The 16258-nt window shown below is 33.8% G+C and carries 12 protein-coding genes; 5 read left to right on the top strand and 7 right to left on the bottom strand.

Annotated elements, in window-relative coordinates; translation table 11 throughout:
- Positions 1 to 226 precede the first annotated feature (226 nt).
- Positions 227 to 877, top strand: coding sequence for a PIN domain-containing protein (locus BMW37_RS07305; protein WP_093319154.1), 651 nt, complete (start codon positions 227 to 229; stop codon positions 875 to 877).
- A gap of 83 nt (positions 878 to 960) precedes the next feature.
- Here the strand turns inward: BMW37_RS07305 and aat are convergent, their stop codons facing one another.
- The 7 genes from aat to BMW37_RS07340 all read right to left on the bottom strand — a co-directional run bounded on the left by aat (position 961) and on the right by BMW37_RS07340 (position 10761).
- A complete protein-coding gene (aat, locus tag BMW37_RS07310; RefSeq protein ID WP_093319157.1) occupies positions 961 to 1626 on the bottom strand; it encodes a leucyl/phenylalanyl-tRNA--protein transferase in 666 nt (221 codons plus the stop codon).
- A 41-nt stretch (positions 1627 to 1667) separates the two neighbouring features.
- Positions 1668 to 3461: a heme ABC transporter ATP-binding protein/permease CydC gene (cydC, locus tag BMW37_RS07315; RefSeq protein WP_093319159.1), complete on the bottom strand. Its 1794-nt coding sequence runs from the start codon at positions 3459 to 3461 to the stop codon at positions 1668 to 1670.
- A gap of 239 nt (positions 3462 to 3700) precedes the next feature.
- Entirely contained in the window at positions 3701 to 4867 is a 1167-nt protein-coding gene (locus BMW37_RS07320; RefSeq protein ID WP_425441770.1) for a polyamine ABC transporter substrate-binding protein, read from the bottom strand.
- 215 nt (positions 4868 to 5082) lie between these two features.
- Entirely contained in the window at positions 5083 to 6249 is a 1167-nt protein-coding gene (locus BMW37_RS07325) for a polyamine ABC transporter substrate-binding protein (protein ID WP_425441771.1), read from the bottom strand.
- A gap of 526 nt (positions 6250 to 6775) precedes the next feature.
- On the bottom strand, positions 6776 to 8362 hold the full coding sequence (locus BMW37_RS07330; protein WP_093319162.1) for an ABC transporter substrate-binding protein: 1587 nt from the start codon (positions 8360 to 8362) through the stop codon (positions 6776 to 6778).
- Positions 8363 to 8631: 269 nt separating this feature from the next.
- Entirely contained in the window at positions 8632 to 8943 is a 312-nt protein-coding gene (locus tag BMW37_RS07335) for a Na+/H+ antiporter NhaC family protein (RefSeq protein WP_218139478.1), read from the bottom strand.
- 1509 nt (positions 8944 to 10452) lie between these two features.
- On the bottom strand, positions 10453 to 10761 hold the full coding sequence (locus BMW37_RS07340) for a transposase (protein WP_093319164.1): 309 nt from the start codon (positions 10759 to 10761) through the stop codon (positions 10453 to 10455).
- Between the two features lie 211 nt (positions 10762 to 10972).
- Between BMW37_RS07340 and cas3 the strand changes: the two genes are divergently transcribed.
- The 4 genes from cas3 to cas6e are packed head-to-tail and all read left to right on the top strand — an operon-like array spanning position 10973 to position 16258.
- On the top strand, positions 10973 to 13618 hold the full coding sequence (gene cas3, locus BMW37_RS07345; RefSeq protein ID WP_093319167.1) for a CRISPR-associated helicase Cas3': 2646 nt from the start codon (positions 10973 to 10975) through the stop codon (positions 13616 to 13618).
- A 3-nt stretch (positions 13619 to 13621) separates the two neighbouring features.
- Positions 13622 to 15127, top strand: coding sequence for a type I-E CRISPR-associated protein Cse1/CasA (gene casA, locus BMW37_RS07350; protein ID WP_093319169.1), 1506 nt, complete (start codon positions 13622 to 13624; stop codon positions 15125 to 15127).
- Complete coding sequence (gene casB, locus BMW37_RS07355) at positions 15108 to 15623, top strand: type I-E CRISPR-associated protein Cse2/CasB (protein ID WP_093319172.1); 516 nt, start codon at positions 15108 to 15110, stop codon at positions 15621 to 15623. The genes casA and casB overlap by 20 nt, the downstream gene beginning before the upstream one ends.
- The gene (gene cas6e / locus BMW37_RS07360) at positions 15623 to 16258 is read left to right on the top strand and encodes a type I-E CRISPR-associated protein Cas6/Cse3/CasE (RefSeq protein WP_093319175.1); all 636 of its coding nucleotides are present in this window, start codon (positions 15623 to 15625) and stop codon (positions 16256 to 16258) included. Before casB ends, cas6e begins: the two co-directional genes overlap by 1 nt.

Below are 16258 nucleotides of genomic sequence, written 5' to 3' on the forward strand. Positions count from 1 at the left end.
ATTTATGCTAAACTAACCCAAATTCAAATCATTTCTTCTTTAATTCAATGCTGTGATTTAACTTGATTAATACCATACTATACCAATGCATCATTAACTTTCGCATGTTTTTTAAGTTATCTGTTCATATCAATATTAGAATATAAAGCGTGATTAATTGTTTACTCAGTTTTGCTAAATGGCACCATAAACTCATTAATTCCCAAAGCAAAATAGGCCCATTACTATGACCCAAAAATGGATATTTATTGACTTAACTGCCGTGACAAATATCAATGCTGTCAATTTTGATGAATATACTAGAATCATCTTATTTATTCCTCAAAATAGCCCAAACCTTGATTTAAGCATCAACCGTCAAAAAAAACCTGTGAATATGACGCTCATCAATGTACCTGTAAATCAAGTCAATAGTATTAGTCTATTTATTTCTCTGTATATTGGCATTTATGACAGTCAAACTGATAAAAAAATTGATTTCGTTATTCTCTCTCACTACAGTGGGTTTACAGACTTAACTAAGCATATGTCGATTCTAGGCCGCAATTGTACAACTATTAATGTACAATCTCTCAAAGCACTAGCACCATCATCCTCTGACGAAATTGATGCAGCCGTTGAAGCGCTGAAAACTCTTTGGGGATCGGGTAAAATTAAAAACTACCCAAAGAAATTAACCGCTCTGCGTAATGTCATAAATTCAACAAATAAAGCACTATCTGGAGCCCAAATCACCTCCATAATCGATAAACTGTGCTCAGAAAAAATCATCACATTAAATGGACAAAATATTACATTCAACCTGAGTAAATTTACGCATGCAGGTGACTATACAAATAAATATGAAATTATAGATAATTTAGATATTCCCTTCTAATCAATTAGAGAAATATAGTCAACCTCTGAATTGATTTTATTAAAAGCGAATTCAATTAGAGGTACTGCTATGTGAGATAAATGTTAAAAACTTATTTGTTTTCGCTTTAGGTTATGCAGATAGGATAAAAATTCCATTCTTGATATTTCTGTTGCACCAAGAGAGGCTGTATATGGGTTTAGAATTTGGCAGTCAAATAACTCTCCACCGCAGTCAGTAAATTTTGTGACTAGTGCATGAAATGCAACTTTAGAAGCATTACTTTCAAGACTAAACATCGACTCACCACAAAAAAGTGCACCTTGTTTAATTCCGTAAAGACCACCAACCAAGCGCTCTGCATCCCATACTTCTACGCTGCGAGCAAGCCCTATAGAATGCAAAATTTCATAGCTTTTTATGATCTCTGCAGTAATCCAAGTCCCCTCAGCTCGAATTGAGCAATGACGGATAACTTGACTGAAGGCCTTATCAAAAGTAACCGTCCAAGCAGTATTGGCAAAAAAACGTTTAAACCGTTTATTCGGTTGATAATTACTTGGAAAAAGGACTGCTCTTGGATCAGGAGACCACCATAAAACGGGTTCCCCTTCATTAAACCAAGGGAAAATGCCATTTTGGTAAGCCTCTTCTAAGCGAGAAGAGCTCAATTCGCCTCCAACGGCCAGTAATCCATTAGGATCAACTAATGCATGACTGGGATCTGGAAAAGGCGTGAAGTTATCTAAATAAGTAAGCGAGTTTGACATCTTATTGTTATCACACTTTTATTGTGTATCTACATATGCACTTATTGCATTATCAGTAGTTTATTTTCAACCGAAAAAACCCGATTAAATTTATCTAAATTAGTTTTTCGATGAGTTACCATCAACATGGTTTTATCTTTGGTTACCTCAAAAATGAGATCTAAAATGTTCTGTTCAGTAACAGCATCAAGCCCTTCAGTTGGTTCATCTAAAAGCCAAATATCTCCATTATGTAATAATGCTCTTGCAATACCTATGCGCCTAAGCTCTCCACCTGATAAACTGCGTCCGCCATCACCCATTATTTGATCTAATCCAGCACCTTCTAATAAGCGCTCTAGACCAACTTGTTTTAGAATGGATATTAAGTGCCTGTCTATTAACTCATGGCCCGCATCAGCATCATCTGACTTTAATTCATACTTAGGGTTTAATGCGATTAATATATTATCTCTAAGCGTATCATTAAAAAGATATATTTTTTGTGGCACGACAGTTATAAGTTGCCTAAGCTCAGCTTCACTATACTCTTCAATCCTTCGCCCAAGTAGTTCAATTTTCCCACCCTGATAAGGAAAAGCTCTTGTTAAAATCTGGAATAATGTTGACTTACCACTACCAGTTTTACCAATTATCGCTATTTTCTCCAGGGGTTGACTCACTAGAGTCACGTCATTTAGCACTGATTCAACTTGAGATGGATAAGTAAAACTCAACTGAACAATATTTAAAGCTGTTTTCGCTTTACTGTCGTGACGTTCTTTAATATTAGTTGTAGGGCTAGCAAATTCTACAAATGGAGATAATTCATTAATCTTATTTATTCTTTCTGCTGAAGCTAACACTAAGCCTAAATGAACAAATGCTTGACTAACGGGTACAAGCATTTCAAATACAGATAAGGTTGCAAATACAAATAATGCAGCGATGGCAGAAAAAATAACGCTATTGTCATAAGTTGGAACATGAAAAAAGGAATTTTCAGCTGGCATATTTAAAACAGGTTCTGTTCCTGTTTCAATTATAAATGCCCCTACAAAGTAAATCATAATACAGACCGTCAATCCTGCTAATATTAAAATAGCTGCACTGGCTAGCTGGGTTTGAAATGATTGTTTGGCTTCCTCAGCCATTGTGTTAGATTCAAGATTAGCTAAATCTTTAATGCCAGAATACCATTTATCATATATCAACAATACAGTTTGACCATTTAATAGTCTATTTAACGCTTGGCGATAATCCGACCTTAGTTGCACTATTTTATAACCAACCGGTTTGGCTAAATGATGAAATATAAACGGAAACGTGATTAAGATAAAACTTAATATTGAGCCGAGCATGAGGGCAAGGGAAAAATTAAAATATGCAAGTACTGTAGTTAATCCAATAATCACAATTGCAGCGCTGAGCAAGGGCGTAATTACTCGCAAGTACAGATTATCCAATGTTTCAACATCCGTAATCAAGCGATTGAGTAAATCTGCTTGGCGATAGGTTTGAGTAAGGGTGGTATACCTTGGAAAGATTGATTCAAAGACTGAAATTCTGATTTGAGCAAGTAATCTAAAAGTCGCTTCGTGCGTGACAACTCGTTCAAAGTATCGCGATGCAGTTCTTCCTATCGCAAAGCCTCTTACAAATGCAGCAGGCAAGAGATAGTTATAAGTCGCAAATCCTACAATTCCTGCAATCGCACTTCCGGCTAAAAACCAACCTGAAAGGGTTAACAGTCCAATTGTAGCTAAAAGTGTTGTGATAGATAAAAATAAACCGAGTAATAACCATCCTAAATGGTTTTTATATAATAAGAGAAAGGGTTTTAATATTTTTAACATAGGATAAGCCTAATTAACCTGCATATTCATGTAACCTAAAGTAAACCTATTCATAATAGCGCTTTATTTTAAAGCTGCAGTTAAGGATTTAAATTACACATAGTAATCATCAATCATTCAATTTTGAATGGTCATGATACCATTTTATGCTTTATCTGGCACAATTAATCTAGGCCTATTTATTTTTCATACTAATCACTCCTTCACTTTAAATCCTATGTATACTCTTATACTCCTGTTTAATTCATTTCATTCGATAAGTTTGCAAGTGAACGACTTTCTAGTATATCAGCCCATGTTCTTAGAATTGCACGTTCAATCCGGGGTGATTTTAATGTCAGAGCAAACAAGTGCTCAAGTACATTTTTAGGTGGATAAATATTCGGATCTTGCGCTATAGCTTCATCAACAAATTGCGTAGCTGCAAGGTTGGGATTGGCATAATACACATAATTACTAATATCAGCAATGACCTTAGGTTCAAGTAAATAATTTAAAAACTGATACGCTTCATCAACATTTTTTGCTGTTTTCGGGATTGCAAATACATCAAAAGACGCAAAGGTGCCTTCTTTTGGAATCACATAGTCAATTTTAATGCCATTATTAGATTGTGCTGCTTTATCCATAGCCTGGTAGATATCTCCACTCCAGCCTATCGCAACGCAGACTTTCCCTGAGGCAAGATCATCAATTAAGTTCGTCGAATCAATATACCTAACATAGGGGCTGACTGCACTTAATAAATTGGATACTTTCACATAATCTTCGGAAGTGGCACTGTTTGGATCTAATCCTAAATAGTTCAATGCTAACGCAAACAGTTCAGAAGGAGCTTCTAACCAAGCAATGCCGCAGTCAGCAAGTTTTTCTGCATTGTTTGGCTCAAAAAGTAAAGCCCATGAATCTACTGGTGGTGCATTATTAAATCTTTTATTGAGTTCATCTACATTATACCCAATACCGGTTGAAATCCACATATAAGGTAATGAATACGTATTCTCTGGATCATCTTTAGATACCATCTCTAAAATATCAGGATCTAAATTTTTCAAATAGCTAGGTAATTTGGTTTTATCGAGTGGTTGATAAATATTTGCATCTATCTGCTTTGCTAAAAAATTCGAGGTTGGAACGACTAAATCATATTTAGCTGGTTGAGTCATTAAAAAATGTTCTAATTCTTCATTTGAATTAAAAGTATCATAAGTAACTTTAATTCCAGTTTTTTGTTCAAATTGGGAGATAGTTTCAGGTCCCATATAATCTGACCAATTATAGATATAAAGTTGTTTTTGATCTGCATAAGCTTGTAATGTAATTAGACTAACGATTAAAATTCCAATTTGAGATATTCCTTTAGTTTTATGGCACATTACTACATTTAAAAGTACTTTTCTTAACATAATTTTCCTCCTTCATTAATAAAAAACTTAACAAATACATTTATGTTATGAGTGTGCAACATAAAAAATATTTTTAGGCTCTCAAAAAGTTAAAAGTAGCATTTTAGTAATTTTTCATATGGTTAATAAAATATACCTTTATTATTTATAGTCATTCAAATTTTAAGCTAACTGGTTAATTTAGATATTAGGTAACTATTAGCAAATGCTGAGTTCTAATTTATTTCATTAGATAAATGAGCAAGCGAACGAGTTTCTAATATATCAGCCCAAGCCCTTTTAATCGTCCGTTCAATTCTTGGTGATTTTGGCGTAAGTGTGAATAAATTATCAAGAACCTCATCTGGTGGATATATATCAGAATCTTGTGTCAGGTTAGAATCAACAAACTGCGTTGCTACTTGATTAGGATTTGCATAATAAATATAATTACTGATGTCAGCTATAACTTTAGGATCAAGTAAATAATTTAAAAATTGATAAGCCTCATCAACATTTTTTGCCGTTTGTGGGATTGCAAATACATCAAACGAAGCAAAGGTACCTTCTTTTGGAATTACATAATCTATTCTAGTTCCATTATGAAGTTGATTTGCTTTATCCATAGCCTGATACACATCCCCACTCCATCCTATAGCAACACACACTTTTCCTGATGCAAGATCGTCAATTAAGCTAGTTGAATCTATATATTTAACATACGGACTGACATTATTAAGTAATTTGGCTACCTTAACATACTCTTCAGGATCAGCACTATTTGGATTTAATCCAATATAATTCAATGCTAAAGGAAATAGTTCTGATGGAGCCTCTAACCAAGCAATACCACATTCAGCTAATTTTGAAGCGTTTTCAGGTTCAAATATTAACGCCCATGAATTTGTAGGTGGGTTATTGTCAAATCGTTTATTTATTTCATCAATATTATAACCTATACCAGTTGATACCCACATATACGGAAAGGAATATTGATTACCAGGATCATCTTGAGCTAGCATCTTTAACATTTTAGAATCTAAATTTTTATCATAAGCAGGAAGTTTTGTTTTATCTAGGGGTTGAAAAATTTTCGCATCAATTTGTTTTACTAAAAAATTAGAAGTAGGGGCGACTAAATCGTATTTAGGAGGTTGAGTCATTAAATAGGTATCTAATTCTTCATTTGAATTAAAAGTATCATAAGTAACTTTAATTCCGGTTTTTTGTTCAAATTGGGAGATAGTTTCAGGTCCCATATAATCTGACCAATTATAGATATAAAGTTGTTTTTGATCTGCATAAGCTTGTAATGTAATTAGACTAACGATTAAAATTCCCATTTGAGATATTTTTTTAACTCTACCGCAGCATACGCGAATTATTCGCAATTGACTTAGCATCACCTTTTCTCCCTACAATTAATGTAAAATAAAAAATATCATCAAAAATTAACCAAAATATTATCAGTTTGTAACATAAAAAAATACTTTTTTCTAACATGAGTGGTAATATTTTTTTGAATTTATATTCATTTATTTACTTTCAATTATTTGCAATAAACTTCAATATTCCTAATTTAGAAGCTCGTGGATCTTTCACCATAGCTAATATCAAAACATGATGCTTAATAGTAGAAGAACAATAGATTGTTTAACGTAATGTTAAACATCTAAAAAAGATGCGACATCTAAATAGCCATCCTATAAAAAACTATTTATGCAAAATATTCGACTAATTATTTTTTTGATTATATGTTTAAGATTTTAATACTAAAGCAGGTAATTCATATTTAGGTGTATTCGGTAGGCGTGAGTAAATTGACTATTCATATAGGTTGTCACTTTACTTAGTAAACTATGAAATGAAATATCAAGTTGAGTGCTTAATGACGCACTAGCAAGAATGCCACTAGTGCGCATGTATAATTTACTCTATAGTCACCTGACTAAAAGACTGGCGACCAAATGGGCTTGTTTGATATCCTTTAACAGAATTACTTAAAAGTGTCGCGGCGGTAGGGTGTGCTAGAGGTATCCAAAGTGCTTGCTCATGAATAATTTTTTGAGCCTCTAAATATAATTCAGTTCGTTTAGCAATATCTGAATTTTGCTTACCCTCCCGAATTAAGCTATCAAGCTTCTCATCACAGAATCGAGCAAAGTTTATTCCAGATGTTACTGAATCACAACTAAATTGTGGGGTTAAAAAGTTGTCAGGATCGCCATTATCCCCACTCCACCCCATAAATAAAATCTCATGTTCACCTTTTTTAGCAGACTGAATTAATTCTCCCCATTCAATGACTTGTATATCAGCCTCTATACCAATGGAGTTTAAATCAGCTTGTAATAGCTCTGCACCTAATTTCGGATTTGGATTGAGTTGACTTCCTGTTGGCCTAACCCAAATGGTTGTTTTAAATCCATCAGGCAAGCCTGCTTCTGCTAAAAGTGCTTTAGCGCGTTCATTATTTTTACTATAAGGAGTAATAGACTGATTAAAACTCCAAGTATTTGGTGGATAAGGTGTATTTGCTTCAATAGCTGTCCCTTCAAAAACAGCATTAAGGTAGGTTGCTTTATCAAACGCATAATTAACAGCTTGCCTAACTTTGCTATTATCAAATGGCGGTTTTTGTGTATTGAGCGCAACAAATGCAGTCATAAATGCAGGCACAGTACTAACTTGTAAGGAATTATTATTTTGAGCTTCAATCACATCAGAAGGTTTAGGTGATAGCGCCACTTGGCATTCATTGGCTTTTAATTTTTGTGCTCGAACAGCTGCATCTGGTGTAATAGCATAGGTTAATTGCTTAATTTTAGGTTCACCAGCAAAATAATTGTCATGACTTACATATCTAATATTGGCATCTTTTGTATATCGTTTTAAAATGAATGGACCAGTTCCAATAGGTTGTCTATTAAGATCGGCTTCACGATTTTCAGCAGCTAATTTTTCAGCATATTCCTGTGAATAAATTGAAGCAAACCCCATCGTTAATAAAGGTAAAAAAGTGGCATCAGGATTATTTAAGGTTAAGATAACTTGATTTGGAGAGGTAGATTCAATAGATTTAATCAATTTAGCTAAACCAAACGATTGAGCATGTGGAAACCCATTTGGACCTACCACTTTATGCCAAGGATGCGTTTCATCGATCATACGCTTAAAACTAAATATTACATCATCTGATGTTAATTTACGGGTAGGGGTAAAATAATCTGTTGTGTGAAAAGATACATCTGTTCGTAAATTAAACGTATAGGTTAGCCCATCTTCAGAAACATTCCAAGATTCAGCAAGGCTCGGAACAACTGCTTTTTTTGATTCATCATATCTTACTAATGAATCAAAAATAACATCAGCAGAAGCATTCGTTGTAACTTGAGAGTTATATTGCACCACATCAAATCCATCTGGGCTTGCTTCAGTGCAAACAATTAAATTATCTGAATAGGCTACAATTGGTGATAAAGTAAGGATTAAGCTTGCAATCAAATTTTTCTTCATAAAGTCCTCTTTGTTCTTCTGATAAATTTAACTTCATTAATATTCAATAGTAGAACAACATCTTGTGATAGTCGAATAGCAAATTAATATAGACCATAACAAAAGAGTTTGCTTTTGTCTATTTTGAAAAGTTAACATCATGTTAATATTTAAATGAAATTATTCATATTAGAAAAAGTTTGGGTAGATAAAAGTATATTGACAGGAGGGGGAGCGCCTTTACCCTAAAATAAAGACGTTCATCTCATGAATAAAAATTTTAACCTAACTTATAACACCATTGCCGCAATCCAACCAAAAATAATAAGAGGAATATTATAATGAAGGAAAGTAGGCACAACTGAATCCCAAATATGGTTATGCTGTCCATCAGCATTTAAACCAGCTGTAGGGCCTAATGTTGAATCTGATGCAGGTGAACCGGCATCCCCAAGCGCTGCAGCCGTACCAACTAAAGCAACAATTGCTGCAGGTGAAAAACCTAAATTATGAGTAATAGGGACAAATATCACTGTAATAATCGGAATGGTAGAGAAAGATGAGCCAATTCCTAATGTAATAAATAGCCCACTTAGAATCATCGAAACTTACTTTAATTGCCTAAAGACAGTACCACATAAAGCAATAACAAGCAGAGCCATTTGCAATGGCTGTAATATTTGTAAGCACCACATAAACTTTATTTTTCTTGCAAATTACCTAATCGAAATTGTATTAAAGTGGGCGTGAAAATGTAATAAATTCATTAGCAATAGGGACATATTTTATGAAAATTGTTTTGTAAGAAACTACATTTATTAATAAAATTACTTTTTTTCAATTTTTTTGGTAAAAAAGCGTATAAATCTGCATAAAAATCAAAAATTAAAATAAATCATTTAAATACGATTAGTTATAATATCCATCGAATGAATATTACTTAATAGATAATAAACATTAGTCAACCATATGTCATAACGTAGTATTTAATTAATTTGAGAAATAATTTTCCCCTGCATCTGCAAATGAAAACTGTCGATTAAATGGTACTGTAATACAAAAAATAAAATTGTTTAAAAGCAGCATGTTGGATAAATTATTATTCAAATTTGAGTGACTTACAGAATAAATTAGAGTAGTATACTATTACACTAATTGAATAGTACGTAGTATACTAGTATTTGTCTCAATATTTATGATTAGGTACAAGATGCATTTAGAATACTAATTTTAATACTAAAATTAAATTTTCCACTTTTGTGGAAGTGTTTCTTATAATTATACTTATTCAGTTTAATCGCTCGAAACTTCCCCATTATATGGGGGTGCCTTGGATGATCTTAAATCAAATATGGATATAAATCATTCATACCATATTACCTAACTCATCTTTGTTCGGAAGATTGAGTAATAGTATTGAAGTGACTAACTAGCCCACTTAATTAAAACTTAATGTGGCGAATTCAAATAATAAATTTAAGTAGAATTAATTACAGGTAAAATCGACTAAATACATGCCTAAAAAAACTCTTAATTACACTGTTCTATCGGTAAAATTCCTCTATGTATCGACAATATATCACTGATTTATTTTTACTCGACTCTGATGAAATACCAACAAATAATTGATTTTAAATAATTAAATATCTAATTATTTGATCATACATTAATTGATTGATTGCCTTCATTGTTGATAATGCAATTACAGTTACTATATTACAGACAATCAAGTAGTCACATCTCAAACACAGACTTGATTTGGCTAAGTTTCAGCAAATTGTTTATCTAAATGATTTGGAATATCAACATATTCAGTATCTGCCAAATAGCATTAATTTATACCACTGATTAACCCATTAATTTCATTCGCTTATTAATGATATAGCGTGAATAATGAATCCCATCTGAATGATAAATCATATCCGATATGGTTCTTGCCCCAGCAGAGCCTCGACTATCAGTGAAAGCTTTATTTATCAAACTGCGCAATTCAATTTCTGTCCTATTAATAGAACCAATGCATTCTCGCTAGTAATAATAACTACTGCGATTGGCGTTAAATACTGAATATAATGTTTTTACTGGGTAGCTTTGCTCGAGTTTCTTGATTATCAAGAATTGTTCAGCGTGTCTATCATGAGCAAAGCTGAAGCCTTTTTTAAGATTTCATTATGTAATTTAAGCTTTGCAATTTCTTTTTTAAGTTTCTGTATTTCAACTAGTTCTGGAGATATCGCTGAACCAGGTGCTACCTTGCCAGTTTGTTCATCTTTATACTGTTTAACCCATTTGCCTAGTCCATATAAACTCACATTTATGGCTTGAGCTGCTTCTTGTACCGAATGATTATGCTCAGTCACTAATTTGACACATTCAAGTTTGAATTCAGCACTAAAAACACGTCTTGTCTTCTTGGTCATAATTTTACCCTCATTATTTAATGATACTCATTCTATCACCTCTTAATGAGTGTCCAAAATCAGTATAGCAGTACAATTTGATATTTAAAGAAAATTTAAACATTAAGCAAAGTGTGAGTTTGCTTTGCCTTTTTAAGGCGAGAATAGAATATAATTAATATGAATTGCCGTCATCTGTATTAAATACCTTTTTAACTGTTAAGAAATGGATATGCTAAATAGAAAACCTAATAATACACAAAATAGTTTGCTAACTGACAATATTATTTCATTCAAAGACTGCCCAGCTAAAACTTACATTGATAAACAAGGAAAAACTCAATTCGGGTATAATGTTTTCGAACATTGCTTAATTGTCGGTGAAATTGCAAAAGCTTTAATTAGACGCTTTCCAGCGCAATTAGCTAGCAATTTATTTCCTCAAGGAAGTGCTTTAATGGCATCTTTGCATGATATAGGAAAGGTTAGTCCATCATTTTACTTAAAACTATACAAAGCTGTAGATATTAATCTTTTGCCAAAAGATTTTAATATATCTAATGTTATCCCTGATGAAAGTTCATGGGGTGGTCATGCCGGCGTCAGCGCCCTTACATTAGAAAAAATTTGCGATGATTCAGTCATATCAATTATTGCTGGGCAACACCACGGTTTCACGCCTAATACAGGCATGTTGAATGCAAATTCCAAGTGTCTTGGTGGCGAAACATGGCAAGCACAAAGAGAACTTTTAGTAAATGCACTGAAAGAAGCACTGGTAGAAGATTTTCCTATTGTCAAAGACCATTACCAAGCGTTATTTTTGTCTGGTTTAACAAGTGTAGCTGATTGGATAGGATCTGGGGATCATTTCGAGGCACCAAATTTATCTTGGAAATCAAATATTGAAAAAGCCCTAGATCAAGCAGGATTTATCTTCCCACTTATTCGTAAAGATCTTTCATTCGGTGACATTTTCAAGGATCAAGATGGAAATCCATTCACCCCTAATCATGCACAAGAAACATTAAGCATCGAATGTAAAGAACCAGGGCTTTATATATTAGAAGCACCGATGGGTTTAGGAAAAACTGAAGCTGCACTTTTTGCTGCATATAAAATATTAGAATCAGGTAAATCAAATGGTATTTATTTTGCCCTTCCAACTCAGCTCACATCCAATAAAGTTTATGACCGTTTTAATGAATTTTTATCGGCTATCGTAAGCGTAGATAGCCCAAATAATAATTCTCTCTTACTACATAGTAACGCTAGTCTGTTAGACGTTTCCTTTGGTGAAGAAGGACGTCCAGGTAATAGCTGGTTCAATTCAAATAAGCGTGGATTACTAGCCCCATTTGCTGTTGGCACTATAGACCAAGCTTTGATGGCATCAATGAATGTCAAGCATGGATTTGTAAGAGCATTTGGCTTAGCTGGCAAAGTAGTTATTCTAGACGAAGTACATAGTTATGACTCATACACTGGCACATTACTAGATGAACTTATTTCCTTACTTCGAAATTTACACTGCACAGTAATTATATTAAGTGCAACACTCACACAATTTCGAAGAACAAAATTTTTAGAATCCAAAACATCGTCACACTCTTACCCACTGATTTCAATATCTCACAATTCCAACCCCAAAAATATTCTAGAGTACCCTCTTCCATCATTAAGCCATCAAAGAATTAAAATTGATTTCAAATCAATGGATCATAAATTGCTAATAAATGATATTTTAACTCGTGCAGAGCAAGGAGAGCATATCTTATGGATAGAAAATACGGTTCATGAAGCTCAGCAACTGTATATGGAATTTGCTACTCATTGCAAAGAACTTTCCATCGATTGTGGCTTATTACACTCAAGATTTACACAACATGACAGGCAAATTAATGAGGATTATTGGGTTGAGCTGTTTGGAAAGAATGGATGGAACAATAGAACTAAATCAGGTCGTATTTTGATTGGTACACAAGTCCTTGAACAATCATTAGATATAGATGCCGATCTCTTAGTAACTCGTTTTGCCCCATGTGATATGTTATTTCAACGCTTAGGACGATTATGGCGGCACAGAAACACTCCTAGACCTAAAAATGCATTATGCCAAGCATGGATATTGAGCCCTACTTACCAAGAAGCACTTTGCGATCCTTATTCTGCTTTTGGTCCCACCTCTAGTGTTTATGCCCCCTATATCCTTTGTCGCAGCTTACTAGCTTGGTCAGAGCATTTAAAAACTGGTGTTGTAACTTTACCAAGTGATATTCGTTTGTTACTAGAACTAACCTATTCAGAGAGACCTGAATTAGGGGTTATGGAAACATTACGCAATGAACTCATCAATGGCAATAGAAATAGAAAAGGCTTAAATACACTTCAACAACTTGCGAAAATGAATATAGCAAGGGGTGGTAAGACTTTATCAGATGTAAAGGTTCAAACCCGTTATTCAATACAAAACACAGGTCAAATATTGATAGTGAAGCACCTTAATTTCAATTCTGATAAAAAAATAACTGAAATTGGTTTTACAGATGGGAGTCGCATTAATATTCCATGGCAAAAACATATGATAGCAAATTTTGAATGGCGAAAATTATCAGTGCACCTTGCAAAACATATTGTTAACTGTCCTTACAATCGAATGCCAGAGTCACTTTCTAAAGATTGGTGTAAAAAAGTAGGGCTAGGGAATGTTCACTACCTTGGTGAAAAAGAAGCAGATGAGACTAATTTTGCTATTGGGATACTATCTTCTACATTTGAGTTGAAATCTATTGACAACCATTCAAACCTAATTAATAATAATTATAAATATACATATAGGAAAGACATTGGTTTACGTATTCACAAAATTGAGAAATAACACATGAAAAAGCATTTTAATCTAATTGATGATCCTTGGATTCCTATTGCAGATATAGGTCTAGTTAGCCTTTTGGATATATTTACACAGCCTCGATACAAAATGATTGGTGGTAATCCAATACAAAAACTAGCGATATTCAAACTTTTACAAGCTATTGCACAAGCTGCAAAAACACCTAAAGATCAATCAGAATGGCAAGAACTTGGCCAACATGGACTTGCAGAACTAGTATGTAAATATTTAGAAAAAAATAGCGATAAATTTAATCTGTATGGTAACCAACCATTCTTACAAATGCCAAGTATTTCTAAAGCAGAAATCAAATCTTTCGGTACACTAATTCCAGAAATTGCAACAGGCAATACAACCGTTTTAACACAATCTCAAACTGAACGCGCCCTTACTGATGCAGAAAAGGCACTTTTAATCGTTGTACAAATGGCGTTTGCTCTAGGTGGCAAAAAAACAGATAATAGAGTTGTACTTACACCTGGATACACAGGAAAATCCAAAGAAAATGGTAAACCAACATCAGGAAAACCTGGGCCTAGTATCGCTCATATGGGGTTACTACATACCTATGGCCTCGGCTCCTCATTAATGGAAACTATCTGGCTAAATCTTTTTACTCATGATGAAATTTCAGAGCTATCCTTTTATTCAAATGGCTTAGGAACGGCTCCATGGGAGAAAATGCCTGAAGGGGAAAATTGTAGTACTGCAATTGATTTAAAAAATTCACTTATGGGTCGATTGATTCCCTTATGCAGATTTTGTCTTTTAACAGATGAAGGCATTCATTATTCAGAAGGTATTGCTCATTTAAATTACAAAGAGGGTATTTACGATCCTTCAATAGCTGTTGATTTGAGTGGCAAGGAAGTTAAAACACGTTGGTGTGACCCTGATAAAAGACCATGGCGATACTTAACAAGTTTTTTGAGTTTCATAGACACCAATAACAGCTCCCGCTTTGACTGCATTCAATTACGTTTATTTCTTAAAAAAGCCAAGCATAAAGATCAAGCTATTTCAATTTGGTCAGGGGGCTTAAGGGTAAGCAGCAATGCAGGAGAGCAGTATGTTTCAGGTATGGATGATTTTATTGAATCTCTTAGTTCTCTTATTCCAAGTCAAACAGGAGAAATCTGGTTTAAATATTTTGAACACGAAATGATTCAACTCGACAAGCTAGCAAAAATCTTATATGGGTGTGTGTTTAATTATTATCGTGAATTTAAAGTTGAAGGCTCAAATTATGCTTCCCATGCATCCAATCTATTTTGGCAACTTGCAGAGCAACAATCTCAGGAATTAATCAATGGCTGTGATAATCCTACCATTCGCTTTTCTTTAAGGAAAAAATTTGCGGATTACATATTTCAAATTTTCAACCAAACTTGTCCATACCAAAGCGCGAGGCAATTAGAATCGTGGGCTAAAACAAAGCCTAATTTAAGTAATTATTTACAAGAGGATACATCAGATGAACAAAAAATCAATTAGTAGACCATTTATTGAGTACTTGTTTAAACGAATTCAACAAGATAAGGGGTTTGCTGCTAGGATGAGAAAAGCTGATAATCCAGCAACAGAGTATCAATGCTGGGATACTTTAGCTTCATTTGATATAAATCTTGAGTTTACTAATCAAAGACTTCCTTTTACGTTAGTAGCTGCTGCAATTGCTCGCTCTGATCAGGTCATGAATGGAGATTTAAAAATTGGCCGAGCATTAGCTCTTGCTTTTGATGATGGTAACAAAAATGAGCAAGCAATTGCCAGATTACGTAGATTACTAGCTTGCAGTGATATAGAAGAACTATTTCATATATTGCGTCCCCTAATAAGATTAGTTCAATCTAGAAAAACTCCAGCGATTGATTATATCAGCCTGTTAGATGACCTTCGTTGGTTTTATAAAGATTCTGAGAGAGTGAAAGCCCGGTGGGCGCAGCAGTTTTATAAAAAAGAAGATGACCTTCAGCAGGAGGATGCATAATGCTTTATGCAACAGCCCTACGCCTAGATAGGCGTGCAGTTAGAAATTTAAAGATAAGGGATTCCTATTCATTACATCGTGTTGTATATGATCTTTTTAATGATATTAGAACTGAATCAGAAAAAAAAACTAGTGTATCGAGTGGAATTCAATGGGTAGATAAAGGCGTTAAGAATGATCATAGACAAATAATTATAGTTTCTGATCGGCCACCTTCTCCGCCTAAAATTGGTCAGATTGAAAGTAAAATAATTCCAGAAAATTTTCTTAACTTTGAGCATTATAATTTCGCCATCACCATATCTCCAACAATTCGTAATAAATTAACAAGTAAATTAATACCTATTAAAGAAAAATCGGAAGTACAAAAGTGGTTCACAGGCCGTTCTTCTAAAAATTGGGGATTTGTTGTTGCACCTAATAATTTAGAGGTTTCAGCTATACGGATGAACCAATTCGAAGGTAAAGCGAGTCATTTGATTACTTTGCATCAAGCAACGATTCAAGGCACTTTAACAGTTACCAATAAAATATTATTTGCAAATAGTTTTAAAAATGGTCTTGGCCGAGGCCGTAGTTTTGGATGTGGTTTATTACAAATAACCCCTATTGACAACCTCACTTTTTTTAAATAA

This window comes from Thorsellia anophelis DSM 18579, from assembly GCF_900111395.1.
Lineage (GTDB): Bacteria > Pseudomonadota > Gammaproteobacteria > Enterobacterales > Thorselliaceae > Thorsellia > Thorsellia anophelis.

Bases quoted from the DNA above. Each gene is read 5' to 3' on its own strand.
- BMW37_RS07305 (WP_093319154.1), top strand. From the start codon at position 227: ATGACCCAAAAATGGATATTTATTGACTTAACTGCCGTGACAAATATC.
- aat (WP_093319157.1), bottom strand. From the start codon at position 1,626: ATGTCAAACTCGCTTACTTATTTAGATAACTTCACGCCTTTTCCAGAT.
- cydC (WP_093319159.1), bottom strand. From the start codon at position 3,461: ATGTTAAAAATATTAAAACCCTTTCTCTTATTATATAAAAACCATTTA.
- BMW37_RS07320 (WP_425441770.1), bottom strand. From the start codon at position 4,867: ATGTTAAGAAAAGTACTTTTAAATGTAGTAATGTGCCATAAAACTAAA.
- BMW37_RS07325 (WP_425441771.1), bottom strand. From the start codon at position 6,249: ATGCTAAGTCAATTGCGAATAATTCGCGTATGCTGCGGTAGAGTTAAA.
- BMW37_RS07330 (WP_093319162.1), bottom strand. From the start codon at position 8,362: ATGAAGAAAAATTTGATTGCAAGCTTAATCCTTACTTTATCACCAATT.
- BMW37_RS07335 (WP_218139478.1), bottom strand. From the start codon at position 8,943: ATGATTCTAAGTGGGCTATTTATTACATTAGGAATTGGCTCATCTTTC.
- BMW37_RS07340 (WP_093319164.1), bottom strand. From the start codon at position 10,761: ATGACCAAGAAGACAAGACGTGTTTTTAGTGCTGAATTCAAACTTGAA.
- cas3 (WP_093319167.1), top strand. From the start codon at position 10,973: ATGCTAAATAGAAAACCTAATAATACACAAAATAGTTTGCTAACTGAC.
- casA (WP_093319169.1), top strand. From the start codon at position 13,622: ATGAAAAAGCATTTTAATCTAATTGATGATCCTTGGATTCCTATTGCA.
- casB (WP_093319172.1), top strand. From the start codon at position 15,108: ATGAACAAAAAATCAATTAGTAGACCATTTATTGAGTACTTGTTTAAA.
- cas6e (WP_093319175.1), top strand. From the start codon at position 15,623: ATGCTTTATGCAACAGCCCTACGCCTAGATAGGCGTGCAGTTAGAAAT.